The organism is Streptomyces sp. NPDC048521 (assembly GCF_043199855.1).
Lineage (GTDB): Bacteria > Actinomycetota > Actinomycetes > Streptomycetales > Streptomycetaceae > Streptomyces.
This window is the reverse complement of sequence record NZ_JBICWR010000041.1, coordinates 1-15,501: the sequence shown is the minus strand read 5'-3', so window position 1 is coordinate 15,501 and position 15,501 is coordinate 1. Positions and strand designations below refer to the sequence as shown.

13 protein-coding genes are annotated in these 15,501 nt (G+C 70.3%); 8 read left to right on the top strand and 5 right to left on the bottom strand.

Features of this window, described 5'->3' with window-relative positions:
* Positions 1-90 precede the first annotated feature (90 nt).
* The 3 genes from gltX to ACGFRF_RS41450 form a co-directional block, all read right to left on the bottom strand.
* Positions 91-1,575: a glutamate--tRNA ligase gene (gene gltX / locus ACGFRF_RS41460; RefSeq protein WP_393749289.1), complete on the bottom strand. Its 1,485-nt coding sequence runs from the start codon at positions 1,573-1,575 to the stop codon at positions 91-93.
* Positions 1,568-2,353: a fumarylacetoacetate hydrolase family protein gene (locus ACGFRF_RS41455; protein WP_393749287.1), complete on the bottom strand. Its 786-nt coding sequence runs from the start codon at positions 2,351-2,353 to the stop codon at positions 1,568-1,570. Before ACGFRF_RS41455 ends, gltX begins: the two co-directional genes overlap by 8 nt.
* Positions 2,354-2,616: 263 nt before the next feature.
* Complete coding sequence (locus tag ACGFRF_RS41450; protein ID WP_393749285.1) at positions 2,617-2,808, bottom strand: hypothetical protein; 192 nt, start codon at positions 2,806-2,808, stop codon at positions 2,617-2,619.
* Between the two features lie 569 nt (positions 2,809-3,377).
* Here ACGFRF_RS41450 and ACGFRF_RS41445 point away from each other — a divergent pair.
* From ACGFRF_RS41445 to ACGFRF_RS41410, 8 genes are all read left to right on the top strand, one after another.
* Entirely contained in the window at positions 3,378-7,178 is a 3,801-nt protein-coding gene (locus ACGFRF_RS41445; protein ID WP_393749283.1) for a nitrate- and nitrite sensing domain-containing protein, read from the top strand.
* A gap of 9 nt (positions 7,179-7,187) precedes the next feature.
* A complete protein-coding gene (locus tag ACGFRF_RS41440; RefSeq protein ID WP_190018698.1) occupies positions 7,188-7,601 on the top strand; it encodes a roadblock/LC7 domain-containing protein in 414 nt (137 codons plus the stop codon).
* Positions 7,602-7,712: 111 nt separating this feature from the next.
* The gene (locus ACGFRF_RS41435; RefSeq protein ID WP_009190816.1) at positions 7,713-8,111 is read left to right on the top strand and encodes a DUF742 domain-containing protein; all 399 of its coding nucleotides are present in this window, start codon (positions 7,713-7,715) and stop codon (positions 8,109-8,111) included.
* Positions 8,092-8,667: an ATP/GTP-binding protein gene (locus ACGFRF_RS41430; RefSeq protein ID WP_067301226.1), complete on the top strand. Its 576-nt coding sequence runs from the start codon at positions 8,092-8,094 to the stop codon at positions 8,665-8,667. Before ACGFRF_RS41435 ends, ACGFRF_RS41430 begins: the two co-directional genes overlap by 20 nt.
* 380 nt (positions 8,668-9,047) lie before the next feature.
* A complete protein-coding gene (locus tag ACGFRF_RS41425; RefSeq protein ID WP_393749280.1) occupies positions 9,048-12,332 on the top strand; it encodes a nitrate- and nitrite sensing domain-containing protein in 3,285 nt (1,094 codons plus the stop codon).
* A gap of 10 nt (positions 12,333-12,342) precedes the next feature.
* Positions 12,343-12,756 (top strand): roadblock/LC7 domain-containing protein, encoded by a 414-nt coding sequence (locus ACGFRF_RS41420; RefSeq protein WP_004983065.1) that lies wholly within the window; start codon positions 12,343-12,345, stop codon positions 12,754-12,756.
* Positions 12,757-12,850: 94 nt separating this feature from the next.
* Complete coding sequence (locus ACGFRF_RS41415) at positions 12,851-13,420, top strand: DUF742 domain-containing protein (RefSeq protein ID WP_393749278.1); 570 nt, start codon at positions 12,851-12,853, stop codon at positions 13,418-13,420.
* Positions 13,401-13,982, top strand: a complete 582-nt coding sequence (locus tag ACGFRF_RS41410) for an ATP/GTP-binding protein (protein WP_029183992.1) — start codon at positions 13,401-13,403, stop codon at positions 13,980-13,982. The genes ACGFRF_RS41415 and ACGFRF_RS41410 overlap by 20 nt, the downstream gene beginning before the upstream one ends.
* Before the next feature lie 333 nt (positions 13,983-14,315).
* Here the strand turns inward: ACGFRF_RS41410 and ACGFRF_RS41405 are convergent, their stop codons facing one another.
* Together ACGFRF_RS41405 and ACGFRF_RS41400 are read right to left on the bottom strand one after the other, a co-directional pair.
* Positions 14,316-14,510: an acyl-CoA carboxylase subunit epsilon gene (locus ACGFRF_RS41405; RefSeq protein ID WP_393749276.1), complete on the bottom strand. Its 195-nt coding sequence runs from the start codon at positions 14,508-14,510 to the stop codon at positions 14,316-14,318.
* Positions 14,511-14,567: 57 nt separating this feature from the next.
* The coding region (locus ACGFRF_RS41400; protein ID WP_393749274.1) for an acyl-CoA carboxylase subunit beta at positions 14,568-15,501 on the bottom strand (934 nt) is incomplete at its 5' end.

The window sequence follows — 15,501 nt, the reverse complement described above, 5'->3', positions numbered from 1 at the left end:
CGAACCGACAAACTCGCCATCGCCTACCAGGCCGCACTCCACCTCGCCGGCATCCTCATCTGGACCCGACGCTGACCTAAGAGACAGAACCTAGTCGCCCAGCCTGGCCAGCGCCGCGTCGATGCGGGCCAGCGTCTTCTCCTTGCCCAGGATCTCCAGGGACTCGAAGAGGGGCAGGCCGACCGTGCGGCCGGTGACGGCGACCCGGACCGGGGCCTGGGCCTTGCCGAGCTTGAGGCCGTGGGCCTCGCCGGCCGCCAGGACGGCCTCCTTGAGGGACTCGGCCGAGGTCCAGTCGGCGGACTCCAGTTTCTCGCGGGCCGTGCGGAGCAGGGCGTCGGAGCCCTCCTTCATCGCCTTCGTCCAGCTCGCCTCGTCGAAGACCGGCTCCGGCAGGAACAGGAAGTCGACGTTGTCGGTGATCTCGGAGAGGACCTTCAGGCGGGTCTGGGCGTGCGGGGCGATCGCCTGCCACTTGGCCTCGTCGAAGTCCTCCGGCGCCCACGGGGCGAACGGGGCCTTCAGCCACGGGCGGCAGCGCTCGGTGAACTCCTTCACGTCGAGCAGCCGGATGTGGTCGCCGTTGATCGCCTCGCACTTCTTCAGGTCGAAGCGCGCCGGGTTGGGGTTCACGTCGGCGATGTCGAAGGCCGCGACCATCTCCTCGATCGTGAAGATGTCCTGGTCCGCCGAGAGCGACCAGCCCAGCAGGGACAGGTAGTTGAGCAGGCCCTCGGGCAGGAAGCCGCGCTCCCGGTAGAGGTTGAGCGAGGACTGCGGGTCGCGCTTGGAGAGCTTCTTGTTGCCCTCGCCCATCACGTACGGCAGGTGGCCGAAGGCCGGGACCTGCCGGGCGACGCCCAGCTCGATCAGCGCCTTGTACAGGGCGATCTGGCGCGGGGTGGAGGAGAGCAGGTCCTCGCCGCGCAGGACGTGGGTGATCTCCATCAGGGCGTCGTCGACCGGGTTCACCAGCGTGTACAGCGGGGCGCCGTTGGCGCGGACGATGCCGTAGTCCGGGACGTTCTCCGGCGTGAACGTCAGCTCGCCGCGGACCAGGTCGGTGAAGGTGATCGTCTCGTCGGGCATGCGGAACCGGACGATCGGCGTGCGGCCCTGGGCCTCGTACTCCTCGACCTGCTCGGCGGTCAGGTCCCGGCAGTGGCCGTCGTAGCCGGACGGCTTGCCGGCCGCGCGGGCGGCCTCGCGGCGGGTGTCCAGCTCCTCCTGGGAGCAGTAGCAGTGGTAGGCGTAGCCGCCGTCGAGGAGCTTGCGCGCGACGTCGGCGTAGACGTCCATACGCTGCGACTGGCGGTACGGCGCGTGCGGGCCGCCGACCTCGGGGCCCTCGTCCCAGTCGAAGCCGAGCCAGCGCATGGCGTCGAGCAGCTGGTTGTACGACTCCTCCGAGTCGCGGGCCGCGTCGGTGTCCTCGATACGGAAGACCAGGGTGCCCTGGTGGTGCCGGGCGAACGCCCAGTTGAACAGGGCGGTGCGGACCAGACCCACGTGGGGGTTACCGGTGGGCGAGGGGCAGAAACGGACGCGTACGGGGGAGCCGGGTGCGCTAGCCACGCTTGACAACCTTGTTGGTGAGAGTGCCGATGCCTTCGATGGTGACGGCGACCTCGTCGCCGACGTTCAGGGGGCCGACCCCCGCGGGGGTGCCGGTGAGGACGACGTCGCCGGGAAGCAGGGTCATGGCCTCGGAGATGTTGACGATCAGGTCCTCGATGGGGTGGATCATCTCGCTCGTGCGGCCCAGCTGACGCTGTTCGCCGTTGACGGTGAGCTGGACGGTCAGGTCGTTCGCGCGGTCGAGGTCCAGGTCGGTCTCCACCCAGGGGCCGAGCGGACAGGAGGTGTCGAAGCCCTTGGCCCGGGCCCACTGCTTCTCGCGCCCCTGCACGTCGCGGGCGGTGACGTCGTTGGCGCAGGTATAGCCGAAGATCACGTCCTTGACGCGCTCGCGCGGCACCTCGCGGCACATGCGGCCGATGACGACGGCCAGCTCGGCCTCGTGGTGCAGTTCCTGGGAGAAGGACGGGTACTGGATGTCGTCGCCGGGGCCGATCACCGAGGTGGACGGCTTGAAGAAGGCGAACGGGGCGTCCGGCACCTCGTTGCCCAGCTCGCGGGCGTGCTCGGAGTAGTTGCGGCCGAACGCCACGACCTTGTTCGGGAGGACCGGAGGGAGCAGCCTGACCTTGCTCAGCGGCACCTTCGTCCCGGACAGCTCGTAGTCGGCGAACGGGATGCCCTTGATGATGTCGAGGACGAGTTCGTCCTGCTTGTCGCCCTCGACCGCGCCGAAGGCTACGTTCCCGTCGATGGAGAACCTGGCGATGCGCACGGGATCCTTGCGCCCCTCACTGAGAACCGGCGGACTGACGCCCCAGGTTAACCGGTCGGGCCGCCCGGCGTTCGGCCGCTACCGCCGCCGGTCAGGTGTTTTCCGGTTGCCCGAACCGCCGATCACGGTGTCGCGGCGGCTCAGGAAACCGCACCCGTGCAAAAGGGGAGCGCGGCCCGGAGGGTCGTCGTCGACGCTCGCTCTCCGTGGCCGCGCTCGCCGGGCCTCGGGCCCGTCGGGTCGGCGGTGTGCCACCCGGTCGGCTACTCGCCGGCCGCGGCCGCGCCGACCGGCACCTCCATCAGGACGGTGCGCTTGGGATTGGCCGTCTGAGCGGGGAGGTCGACGGACTGCTCCGGCAGCTCCGGCATCTGCAGTTCGCCGGCGTCGTCGAGGTGCGCCAGGGTCGTGCGTCGCGGGTTGGCTATCGTGCGGAACATCATCGTCGTCTTCACCGTTGTCGTCCTGTGCCCTCTGGTCGAGTGGTTGGCAGAGTCGCCCGTCCTGTAAAGCGTCAGGCTAAACATCCGATTCCCCGGCGAAGACGCCAACTGCCCACGATCCACGTGTGAGTTTGCTCACGAGTCCGCAGGCAAATCGGTCAATTCAGGCCTGCGGTCAGCCCCATCGAAACGGACATTGGATCCCTGAAGCCATCATTCCGCTCCTGATCATCGCGACTGGGACACGTGCCACCGAGCGGCGACTCGCAGAGATGCGTCCGGTTCGCCCCGAATCGACTTCCACGGCAGGTGATGCGTCACTCACAGCCCGTCACGGAGGTCACAGCTCGGGACACGGCCCTTGTTGGAGATCCGGCACTGTGCTGGAATTCCACGGACCGCCGCGGGATCGAACCGGCGCAAGGGGGCGCGACGCAGCGCCGAGCGGCGGCGAGACAGGGGGGAACCAGCGCCGGTCACTCAAGACCACCGGGGGGCGTATTCAGGGCGCTCTCCACAACGCCGACACCGTGTCCCTCCGTTCACGCGGAGGGGCGCCTGGTCCAGAGGTTGCGACGCTAGTGCAGGGACGTTTCAAGAGGGATGGCAGCGCTTCGGCGGAGCCGGAGCCGCACGGCGGGACCGACCGTGGTTCCTCGCCCCAGCACGCCCAGAACCCGGGCCAGACCCCGTCCGCAGACGGCGGTGAGCGCCCCGGGCGCCCCGGCGCCCCGGCCTCGTCGGCCTCCGCGAAGACGGCTGATTCCGGCAACCCGACGCCGCCGGTGAAGCCCGTCCTGGGCCCGACCGGCCCCGGTTCGCGTCTGGCCCTGCGCAACTGGCGCATCTCCACGCGCCTGGTGTCGCTGCTCGCGCTGCCCGTGGTCGCGGCGACCTCGCTGGGCGCGCTGCGCATCAACGAGAACTTGAACGACATCCAGCAGCTCGACAACATGAAGCTGCTGACGGACATGACCAAGCAGGCCACCGAGCTGGCCCACGCGCTCCAGGACGAGCGCGACCAGTCCGCCGGTCCGATGGCGCACGGCCTGAAGGCCAGCGACTACACGGTCAAGGGCTACCAGCAGAAGACCGACCGGGCCCGCGAGAACTTCCTCAACGCCTCCGAGCAGATCGACGGGGCCAGCAAGAACGGCAACCTCCAGGGCGTCCGAGACGCGCTGGTCGGTCTCGCCAACCAGCTGGACGACCTGGCCAAGATCCGCAAGTCCGCGTACACGTCCAAGGGGAACGCGACCCAGACGGTCGAGTCGTACCACCGGCTCATCACCCAGCTGATCGGCCTCTCCCAGGACATGGCCGAGGCGTCCAGCAACCCGGAGATGATCTCGCGCACCCGCGCCCTGGCGGCCTTCTCCACCGCCAAGGAGTACGCGTCCGAGCAGCGCGCCCTGATCGCCGCCGCACTGCCGGCGACCACCGACAGCAAGGGCGACCTCACCGAGAACGACCGCCTCTACGGCCAGTCGGCGTACGACAGCGAGGGCTCGGAGCTGGCGATCTTCCGGAAGATCTACGCCAACCAGGACGCCGAGGACCTGCTCAAGCCGATCACCGAGGGCAACGCGACGATCCAGTCCGCGGACGTCTACGCCAAGCGCTCCTTCGAGTCCCCGGACGGCCTGCAGCAGCTGCCGGCGCGGTCCTACAAGGACTGGATGGACGACAGCTCGACCAAGATCGAGCAGATGAAGAAGATCGAGCGCACGCTGCTCGAGGAGATGGAGCAGAAGGCACGCGAGCTGAAGAGCGCCACCCAGCGTGACGCCATCATCTCCGGTGCCCTGATCCTCATCGTGCTCGGCGTGTCGCTGGTCGGCGCGTTCGTCGTGGCCCGCTCCATGATCCGCTCGCTGCGCCGGCTCCAGGAGACCGCGACCAAGGTCGCCCAGGATCGCCTGCCCGAGCTGGTCAAGCAGCTGTCGGAGTCCGACCCGCAGGACGTCGACACCTCCGTGGAGTCGGTCGGTGTGCACTCCCGGGACGAGATCGGCCAGGTGGCCGCGGCCTTCGACGACGTGCACCGCGAGGCGGTCCGCCTCGCCGCCGAGCAGGCCCTGCTGCGGGGCAACGTCAACGCGATGTTCACCAACCTCTCGCGCCGCTCCCAGGGTCTGATCCAGCGCCAGCTGTCCCTGATCTCCGAGCTCGAGTCCCGCGAGGCCGACCCGGACCAGCTGTCCTCGCTGTTCAAGCTCGACCACCTCGCGACCCGTATGCGCCGTAACGGCGAGAACCTCCTCGTCCTCGCGGGTGAAGAGCCCGGCCGCCGCTGGACCCGCCCGGTCCCGCTGGTCGACGTGCTCCGCGCCGCGGCCTCCGAGGTGGAGCAGTACGAGCGCATCGAGCTGGCCTCCGTGCCGACCACCGAAGTGGCCGGCCGGGTCGTCAACGACCTCGTGCACCTGCTCGCCGAGCTGCTGGAGAACGCGACCTCGTTCTCCTCCCCGCAGACCAAGGTCAAGGTCACCGGTCACGCGCTGCCCGACGGCCGCGTGCTGATCGAGATCCACGACACCGGTATCGGCCTCTCCCCCGAGGACCTCGCGGCCATCAACGAGCGGCTCGCCTCGCCGCCCACCGTGGACGTGTCGGTGTCCCGCCGCATGGGTCTGTTCGTGGTCGGTCGTCTGTCGCAGCGCCACGGCATCCGCATCCAGCTGCGCCCGTCCGACTCCGGAGGTACGACCGCGCTGGTCATGCTGCCCGTGGACGTCGCCCAGGGCGGCAAGAAGCCCGCTCCGGGCAAGCCGGGCGCGCCCATCGCCTCCGGTGGACCCGCCGCCGCGCAGGCCGCCGCCGGTGCGGCCGCGGCGCGCCGCGCGAACGGCAACACCGGCCAGGGCGGTGCCCCGGCCGGTGGCGGTCTGCTCGGTGCCGGTCCCGGCTCGCGCGGCCAGGTCGGCTCCGGTCAGGGTCCCCGGGCCGCGCTGCCCGGCGCGGGCCAGGGCGGCCGTCCGGGGGGCGGAGCGCGTGGTCCGCAGGGCGGTCCCGGTGCCCAGCAGGGCCGGCCCGCGCCCGCTGGTGCGGGCGGCTTCGGCGGCCAGGCGCCGGCCGCCCCGCAGGGTCTGCAGGCCGCGAACCCGGGCGGACCGCAGCAGGACCCCTTCGGTGGCCGTGGCTCGCAACAGGACCCCTTCGGTGGCCGTGGCCCGCAGCGGCCCGCCGCCCCCGCCGACCAGGGCCGTCAGCCCCAGCTGCCGCCGCGCGGCGGTCCGCGGGCCGAGCTGCCCGGCGGTGACCCGCAGCAGCGCACCCCGGACTGGGCGGACACCCAGGCCCCGCTGTCGCGCGCCTCGCTGGACGCCCCCCGCGGCCACGACGAGCAGAACCCGTCGCTGACCGCGCGCATGCCGCGCGTCGACGACCGGCAGGGCCCGGGCTCGACCGCGGAGATGCCCCGGATCGACGCACAGGGCCCGGCCGCCACGGGCGAGTTCCCGCGCGCCGAGCTGAACGGCCTGGGCGGCTCCCAGGGCACGGGCCAGTTCGCCCGCCCGGACAGCTCCCAGCAGACGGGCCAGTTCGCGCATCCCGACGCCTCCCAGCAGGACCGGTTCGCGGCACGGCCCGACGGCCGGCAGGGCCCCGGTTCGTTCGTCCGCTCCGACGTCTTCGGTACGACGGCGCCCGGGCGGCAGGACGGCGCCCAGAACACGGACCAGTTCGCGGCCCCGCAGGCGTACGACGGCGGCTCCACCGGGCAGCACGCCCTGCCCGGCCGCCAGGACCCCGCGCAGACCGGCCAGTTCGAGCGCCCGCAGCCGACCGGCCGCGACGACTTCGGACTGCAGGGCCGTGACGACTTCGGCGCCCCGCGCCCGCCGGCCCCGCAGCAGCGCCCGGTCCGTCACGAGCCCGGCAACCCGGGCGCCGCGCAGCGGCCCGACGAGGGCCGGGCACCGGGCGACGGGTGGGCACTGCCGCCGGCCAGCGGCCCGGGTGACGGCCGTACCCCGCTGTACGACACGCTGGAGACCAACTGGTTCCACGGCGGTCAGCAGCAGGACGGCGCGCCGCAGCAGCAGCCGCAGGCCCCGGCCCCGCGGCGGTCCGCCACCGACACCGGTTCCTGGCGGACCTCGCCGAACGACGAACTCGTCCGGCAGGCCGAGCGCGTCCGGCAACCCGCCGCGGGCGGTGTCACCACCTCCGGCCTGCCGCGCCGCGTGCCCCGGGCGAACCTCGTCCCGGGTACGGCTCAGCAGCAACAGCACCAAGCCGGTCCGCAGGTCTCGCGTGCGCCTGACGACGTACGCGGACGGCTGACCAATCTTCGTCGGGGCATCGCTCAGGGCCGTCAGGCCGGCAGCGGCCAGACCGGCAGCTTCCCGAGCCCCACTCACCAGCAGGAGCGTTAGTTGAGTCCGATGAGCCAGGCGGCACAGAACCTGAACTGGTTGATCACCAACTTCGTGGACAACACCCCTGGGGTGTCCCACACTGTGGTGGTCTCCGCCGACGGCCTTCTGCTGGCGATGTCCGAAGGTTTCCCGCGGGACCGCGCCGACCAGCTGGCGGCCGTCGCGTCCGGGCTGACCTCCCTTACGGCCGGGGCGTCCCGGATCTTCGAGGGCGGCAGCGTGGCGCAGACGGTCGTCGAGATGGAGCGCGGCTTCCTCTTCCTGATGTCCATCTCGGACGGGTCGTCCCTCGCGGTCCTGGCCCACCCCGAGGCGGACATCGGCCTCGTCGGCTACGAGATGGCACTGCTCGTCGACCGCGCGGGTGCGGTACTCACCCCGGACCTGCGCGCCGAACTCCAAGGCAGTCTGCTTCACTGACCGCCCCCGGCACCACCCACCTCACGAAAACACCGTCCGGCCGCCACAATCCCCCCACCGGCCCCGTCAGACGGCTTGACTGACCGACTTGCTGTCCCGCCCGGAGGATTCATGACCCCGCCCACCGCCCATCATGATCCGTACGCGGAGCCGTACGGGGATGAGGGCGACCAGCCGCTGGTGAGGCCGTACGCGATGACCGGCGGCCGGACCCGGCCGCGCTACCAGCTCGCCATCGAGGCGCTGATCAGCACCACGGCCGACCCGGCAGCGCTCATGGGGCTGCTCCCGGAGCACCAGCGCATCTGCCACCTGTGCCGCGAGGTCAAGTCGGTCGCGGAGGTCTCCGCGCTGCTGGCCATGCCGCTCGGTGTGGCCCGGATCCTGGTCGCCGACCTCGCCGAGGCCGGCCTGGTCGCCATTCACCAGCCGGGTGGCGACGAGAACAACGGTGGCGCTCCGGACGTGACGCTGCTCGAAAGGGTGCTCAGTGGACTTCGCAAGCTCTGACGCGGGCCGGGCCACCACCTCCGCGAAGATCGTGGTGGCGGGCGGCTTCGGCGTGGGCAAGACCACGTTCGTCGGCGCCGTCTCGGAGATCAACCCGCTGCGCACGGAGGCCGTCATGACGTCCGCTTCGGCGGGCATCGACGACCTCACCCACACCGGGGACAAGACCACCACCACGGTGGCCATGGACTTCGGCCGTATCACCCTGGACCAGGACCTGATCCTGTACCTGTTCGGTACCCCCGGTCAGGACCGCTTCTGGTTCATGTGGGACGACCTGGTCCGCGGCGCCATCGGCGCCGTCGTCCTGGTCGACACCCGGCGCCTGGCCGACTGCTTCCCGGCAGTCGACTACTTCGAGAACAGCGGTCTGCCCTTCGTCATCGCCCTCAACGGCTTCGACGGCCAGCAGCCCTACACCCCCGATGAAGTGCGGGAAGCGCTGCAGATCGGCCCCGACGCCCCGATCATCACAACGGACGCCCGCCACCGCGCGGACGCCAAGAGCGCACTGATCACGCTGGTGGAGCACGCCCTGATGGCACGCCTGAGGTAGCACTCAAGTACGACGTGCCGCACGGCAGTTGCCGTAAAGGATGCGGAGCCGACTGTGGCCTTTGACACGGTCGGCTCCGACGTTCATAACAGTTCGGCAGAGGAATCGTCCGGCATCACCACGCGACGCGGTCGCGTGGTGCCGCTGCGCGCACAAACGCCCCGCCTTTTGGCGGGGCTCGCTCTTTATGACCGTTTTATCTGGGGCTTACATCCCTCGCCTCCAGAGGTTTCCGGTGTTTGGAAGTGCACTGGTCCACGTGCTGGAATGCCTGAACTGCCCAATGGTCAAAGCCGTACCCCGTAAGGGTCTGTGGCGAACCGGGCTCTGAGAGACTGCGGCACGACGTAGGTGCCGACCGCCGAGAGGTTGTTGGTCGAGTGAGGCGAAGCAAGAACGGTCCCGAGCCGTCGGCACGGGGCAACTTCACCCCGCCGCCGCGCGCTGCGGCGCCCACCCCTGTGCCCGGTACGGAGCCGGCGGCCGCTCCCGCACCGAGCGGCGGCCGCTTCTCCCCGCGCAACTGGCGGGTGCCCACCCGTCTGAACGCGATCCTGCTCATACCCGTGGCGGTCGGTCTCGTCATGGGCGGCTTCCAGGTGAAGAACTCGATCGACACCTGGCAGGAGGCCCGCGACGCCGAGAACACCGCCCGCCTGGTGCGTGCCGCCCTCTCCTACGCCGACGCCCTCGAGAACGAGCGTGACGTCACCGCGGTCCCGCTGCTGCTGAACAAGAAGGACGCCGCCGGAAAGGCGGCCGTCGACGGGGCCCGCAAGACCACCGACCAGGCCGCGGACGTCTTCGACCAGGCCGCGCAGAACATGCCGCACAAGTCCGGCCTGGAGCGCCGGCTGAAGCTGTTCCGCGAGGCCGAGCCCAAGCTGGCCCAGCTGCGCCAGGTGGCGTACACCTCCAAGGTCCACGGTGTGCAGACCGAAGAGGGCTACGTCGAGATCAGCCACCCCCTGATGGAGTTCGCCAACGAACTCGGTCTGGGCACCGGCAACATCACTTCCTACGGTCGTACCGTCTACGCCATGTCGCTGACCAAGGCGGCGCTGTCGCTGGAGCGGTCGATCGGCACGCATCTGCTGGTCAACCCCGGTCCGGACGACCCCAACCTGGCGACCCAGCGGGTGGCCCTGTCCTCGTACGCCTACCTGGAGCGCATCGCCCTGGAGGAGTACCTCGGCGGTGGCACCGAGGCCGACGCGCAGAAGCTGACCGACGCGCAGGCGAAGATGAAGACGGACGGCGCCGCCCTGGTCGAGAAGGCCAAGGCGGCGGATCCGAAGTACATCGCCCCGCCGTCCGACCCGTCCACCATGGTCGCGCAGGTCGCCACCATGAAGGACACCGGCGCGCTCACGCGTCAGCAGCTCGCCGGCAGGGGCGTCACCGCCGAGAACTGGTGGGCGGTCAACACCCTCAAGTACAAGGCCTACCGTCAGATCGAGTCGGACCTCGCCGACAAGGCGGTGAACGAGGCCTCGTCCATCGCCGACGACGCCAAGACCTCCGCGTTCATCACCGGTGCCGTGGTCGTGGTCGCCCTGCTGCTCGCGTTCATCCTGGCCGGTGCCGTGGCCCGCCAGATGAGCCGCTCGATGCGCCGGCTGCGCAACGCCGCCTTCGGGATCGCCGAGCAGCGCCTGCCGATGCTGGTCGACCAGCTCTCGCGCACCGATCCCGGCCGGGTCGACACCCGGGTCGCGCCGATCCCGATCACCACCAAGGACGAGATCGGCGAGGTTGCCCGCGCCTTCGACCAGGTCCACCGCGAGGCGGTGCGGCTCGCCTCCGAGCAGGCACTGCTGCGGGGCAACATCAACGCGATCTTCACCAACCTCTCGCGCCGCAACCAGTCGCTGATCGAGGGCCAGCTGACGCTGATCACCGACCTGGAGAACAACGAGGCCGACCCGGACCAGCTGGAGAACCTCTTCAGGCTGGACCACCTGGCCACCCGTATGCGCCGCAACGGCGAGAACCTCCTGGTCCTCGCCGGCGAGGAGCCCGGCCGCCGCTGGGACCAGCCGGTCCCGCTGGTCGACGTGCTGCGCGCCGCCTCCTCCGAGGTGGAGCAGTACGAGCGCATCGAGCTGTCCGGCGTGCCGGAGGCCGAGATCCACGGCCGCGCGGTCACCGACCTCGTGCACCTGCTGGCCGAGCTGCTGGAGAACGCCACCACGTTCTCCTCCCCGCAGACCAAGGTCCGCGTCACCGCGACCCGGCTGCCGGACGGCCGCATCATGATCGAGATCCACGACAAGGGCATCGGCCTGACCGCCGAGGACTTCGCGGACATCAACCACAAGCTGGCCAACCCGCCGACCGTGGACGCCGCGATCTCGCAGCGCATGGGCCTGTTCGTGGTCGGCCGGCTGTCCGACCGGCACGGCATCCGGGTCCAGCTGCGCCCCTCGGGCGAGCAGGCCGGTACGACCTCCCTGGTCATGCTGCCGGACGCGATCACGCACGGCGGTGGCGGCGAAGCGCCGCTGGACCGCGACGAGTTCACCGTCTCGCAGATCATCCCGGAGCAGCAGTTCCAGGGTGAGAACTTCGGCCAGCAGCAGCCGATGCGCACCGCCGCCGAACTCGGCTTCGACGACAGCCGGTACGTGGACGTCCCCGACGACATCCGCGAGCTGGACCCGGTCGGCCGCTCACTGATGCGCGAGGAGCGCCGTGCGGCCCTGGAGTCCCAGTCGCACGGCCAGCCCGAGCAGCCGCAGCAGGAGGCCGCCGACGCCCCCGCCGGCTACCGCGACGAGTTCGAGCCGCGGCAGGACTACGACGGCAGCAGCACGGGCTACACCGAGCAGCCGTACCAGGAGCAGCAGCCCTCGTACGAGGAGCAGCAGCACACCGCGTACCAGGAGTCGTACGAGCAGCCGTACGAGAAGTCGTACGACGAGCAGTACTACGCGCCGAACGGCGGTCTGCAGCAGAACGACGGCTTCACCGCGAACGGCGGTTACCCGGACCCGGCGTATGCGGAGCCGGCCCAGGAGGAGCAGGCGCCCGCGCACGGCCAGGCGGCCGACGGCTTCGGCTCCTACGACAGCCCGTCCTACCAGGACGACTGGCCTCAGCAGGACGGCTACCAGAACGGCTACCCGGCCCAGTACGCTCCGGAAGCGGAATCCTCGCAGGCCGATGACGCGAGTGACCGGAACCGCGTAGGCTTCGACCGTCCGGGACCGGCCTCTCCCGCCGCCCACGAGCTGACCGACGCCGGGCTGCCCCGCCGTGGTCCCGCCCCGAGCGGTTCCAACGGTTCGAACGGCGCCAACGGCACGGCGCGCGTGCAGCGGGAAGCGCCGGCTCCCGCACCGGGCGACGCACCGGGGAGCGACGGCGACAGCAGCTGGCGTTCGGCCAACGACGAGCGGTGGCAGCAGGCCGCACAGCTACGGAAGCCCAAGGCAGGCGGGGTCACCGCCTCCGGCCTGCCGCGGCGGGTGCCCAAGGCCAACCTGGTCGAGGGTTCCGCCGAAACCACCCCCCAGGGAGGCCCACAGGTCTCCCGCGCCCCGGAGGACGTCCGGGGCAGGCTGAGCAACCTGCGCCGGGGCGTCCAGCGCGGACGCAGCGCAGGCAGTGAAACGAACGGCCAGGGCTTCGGTCCTGACAGCACCTACAACCAGGAGCGTTAGTGTGAGCCCGATGAGCCAGGCGGCACAGAACCTGAACTGGTTGATCACCAACTTCGTGGACAACACCCCGGGGGTGTCCCACACGGTGGTGGTCTCCGCCGACGGACTCCTTCTGGCGATGTCCGAAGGCTTCCCCCGCGACCGCGCCGACCAGCTCGCGGCCGTCGCCTCCGGTCTGACCTCGCTGACCGCCGGTGCCTCGCGCATCTTCGAGGGCGGCAGCGTGAACCAGACGGTTGTGGAGATGGAGCGGGGATTCCTCTTCATCATGTCCATCTCCGACGGTTCCTCGCTCGCGGTTCTGGCCCATCCGGAGGCGGACATCGGCCTCATCGGGTACGAGATGGCCCTTCTTGTGGACCGCGCGGGCACGGTTCTCACCCCGGATCTCCGCGCGGAGCTCCAGGGAAGCCTTCTCAACTAGTAATCGGACGGTGCGTACACGCGTCCCGGGGCCGTAAGGTTTCGGGACGCGGCGCCACAGGTTTGGGTGCCCGGCGCAGTCGGAGGAGGAGAAAGTGGCAACACCCCCAGGCGGTTCGTCTTCGGGCAACTGGTCGTACGGCCCCGCGCAGGGCCAGGGCGACGGTTCGGCGAACCGGTACAACTTCCCCTCCGCCCCCAGCCACCGGCAGCCGTACGCGCCGCAGGGCCCCGGTCCGTCCCCGTACGACCAGCCTCCGGCTCCCCGGATCCAGCCGGTACAGCCGCAGCGCCGCCCCGAGCCGGCTCCGGCGACGGCGTCGAACAACCCCTTGGTGCGTCCGTACGCCATGACCGGCGGCCGGACCCGCCCGCGCTACCAGCTCGCCATCGAGGCACTGGTGCACACCACCGCTGCTCCGCACCAGATGCAGGGCCAGTTGCCCGAGCATCAGCGGATCTGCAATCTGTGCCGGGAGATCAAGTCGGTGGCCGAGGTCTCGGCCCTGCTGACGATCCCCCTCGGCGTGGCCAGGATTCTCGTCGCCGACTTGGCGGAGGCGGGCCTGGTCGCCATCCATCAGCCCGGCGGCGACGAGAACGCCGGTGGCCAGCCAGACGTGACACTGCTCGAAAGGGTGCTCAGTGGACTTCGCAAGCTCTAGCGGCGGTCCTTCCCGCTCCACCACCTCCGCGAAGATCGTGGTGGCGGGCGGCTTCGGCGTGGGCAAGACCACGTTCGTCGGCGCCGTCTCGGAGATCAACCCGCTGCGCACAGAGGCCGTCATGACGTCCGCTTCGGCAGGCATCGACGACCTCACCCACACCGGGGACAAGACCACCACCACGGTGGCCATGGACTTCGGCCGTATCACCCTGGACCAGGACCTGATCCTGTACCTGTTCGGTACCCCCGGCCAGGACCGCTTCTGGTTCATGTGGGACGACCTGGTCCGCGGCGCCATCGGCGCCATCGTCCTGGTCGACACCCGGCGCCTGGCCGACTGCTTCCCGGCAGTCGACTACTTCGAGAACAGCGGTCTGCCGTTCGTCATCGCCCTCAACGGCTTCGACGGCAACCAGCCGTACTCGCCGGACGAGGTGCGCGAGGCGCTCCAGATCGGCCCCGACACCCCGATCATCACGACGGACGCCCGCCACCGCGCGGACGCCAAGAGCGCACTGATCACGCTGGTGGAGCACGCCCTGATGGCACGCCTGAGGTAGCCGGCCGCCTTGTCGAAGGGGCCCTTTCCCTCCGGGGAGGGCCCCTTTGTCGTACCCCGCTGCCATGCCGCGCGGGAGCGGCAGCGGCAGTTCGGGGAGATCGCGGACGCGGTGCATGACCGTCTGGAGCCGTTCCTGGTACGGGAGTTCACCACGCTCGGCCGAAAGCGGCGGTGCAGACGGTGCGAACCGTGGCGCTGATCAGGGGATGCTTACGCCGATCGGGTGATGGCCGGGCTACCCGAGTCCCCGGCGTCACCATCACCATCAGCTGAACACTCCGCAGCCCCGCCTCCCGAGGGGGGAAACGGGGCTGCGGTCACGTCTCAGAACTCAGTGCCAGCTGTGCGGCGCGCGGAAGCCGGGCTCGCGCTCCAGGCGGCGCCAGCCGGCCTTCGCGCGGCCTCGGTGGGTCTGGGCCGTGGGCGCCGGCTGGGCGGCCGCGCGGGCCAGGAGGACGGCCGTGATGGCGGCGACTTCCTCGGGCTCGGCGTGGCCCTTCTCGACGCGGATGTCAGGAGTGCTCATGGGTGTCAGTCTCCGTGAGAGAGAGGTCCGCGGGGTTGCCGCGGCGGGTCCGCTCGGTTACTGCGGGGGGTTGCCGTGCTTGCGGGAGGGCAGGTCGGCGTGCTTGGTCTGCAGCATGGCCAGGGACTTGACCAGGACCTCGCGGGTCTCGGCGGGGTCGATGACGTCGTCGACCAGGCCGCGCTCGGCCGCGTAGTAGGGGTGCATCAGCTCGGCCTTGTACTCCTTGACCATCTTCTGACGCATGGCCTCGGGGTCCTCGGCGCCGGCGATCTGCCGGCGGAAGATGACGTTCGCGGCGCCTTCCGCGCCCATCACGGCGATCTCGTTCGTCGGCCAGGCGTAGGTGAGGTCGGCGCCGATCGACTGGGAGTCCATGACGATGTAGGCACCTCCGTACGCCTTGCGCAGGATCAGCGAGATCCTCGGCACGGTCGCGTTGCAGTAGGCGTACAGCAGCTTCGCGCCGTGACGGATGATTCCGCCGTGCTCCTGGTCGACGCCGGGGAGGAACCCCGGCACGTCCAGGAAGGTGACGATCGGGATATTGAAAGCGTCACACATCTGGACAAAGCGCGCAGCTTTTTCGCTCGCCTCGATGTCCAGGACGCCCGCCAGCACCTGCGGCTGGTTGGCGATGATGCCCACGACCTGGCCGTCGAGGCGGCCGAGGGCGCAGATGATGTTGCGCGCCCAGCGCTCGTGGACCTCCAGGTACTCGCCGTCGTCGACGATCTCCTCGATGACCTTGGCCATGTCGTACGGCCGGTTGCCGTCCGCCGGGACCAGGTCGAGCAGGACGTCGGAGCGGCGGTCCACCGGGTCCGTCGACTCCGTCCGCGGCGGGTTCTCGCGGTTGTTCTGCGGCAGCAGCGACAGGAGGTAGCGCACCTCGGCGATGCAGGTCTCCTCGTCGTCGTAGGCGAAGTGGCAGACACCGGAGGTCTCGGCGTGCACGTCGGCGCCGCCCAGGCCGTTCTGGGTGATCTCC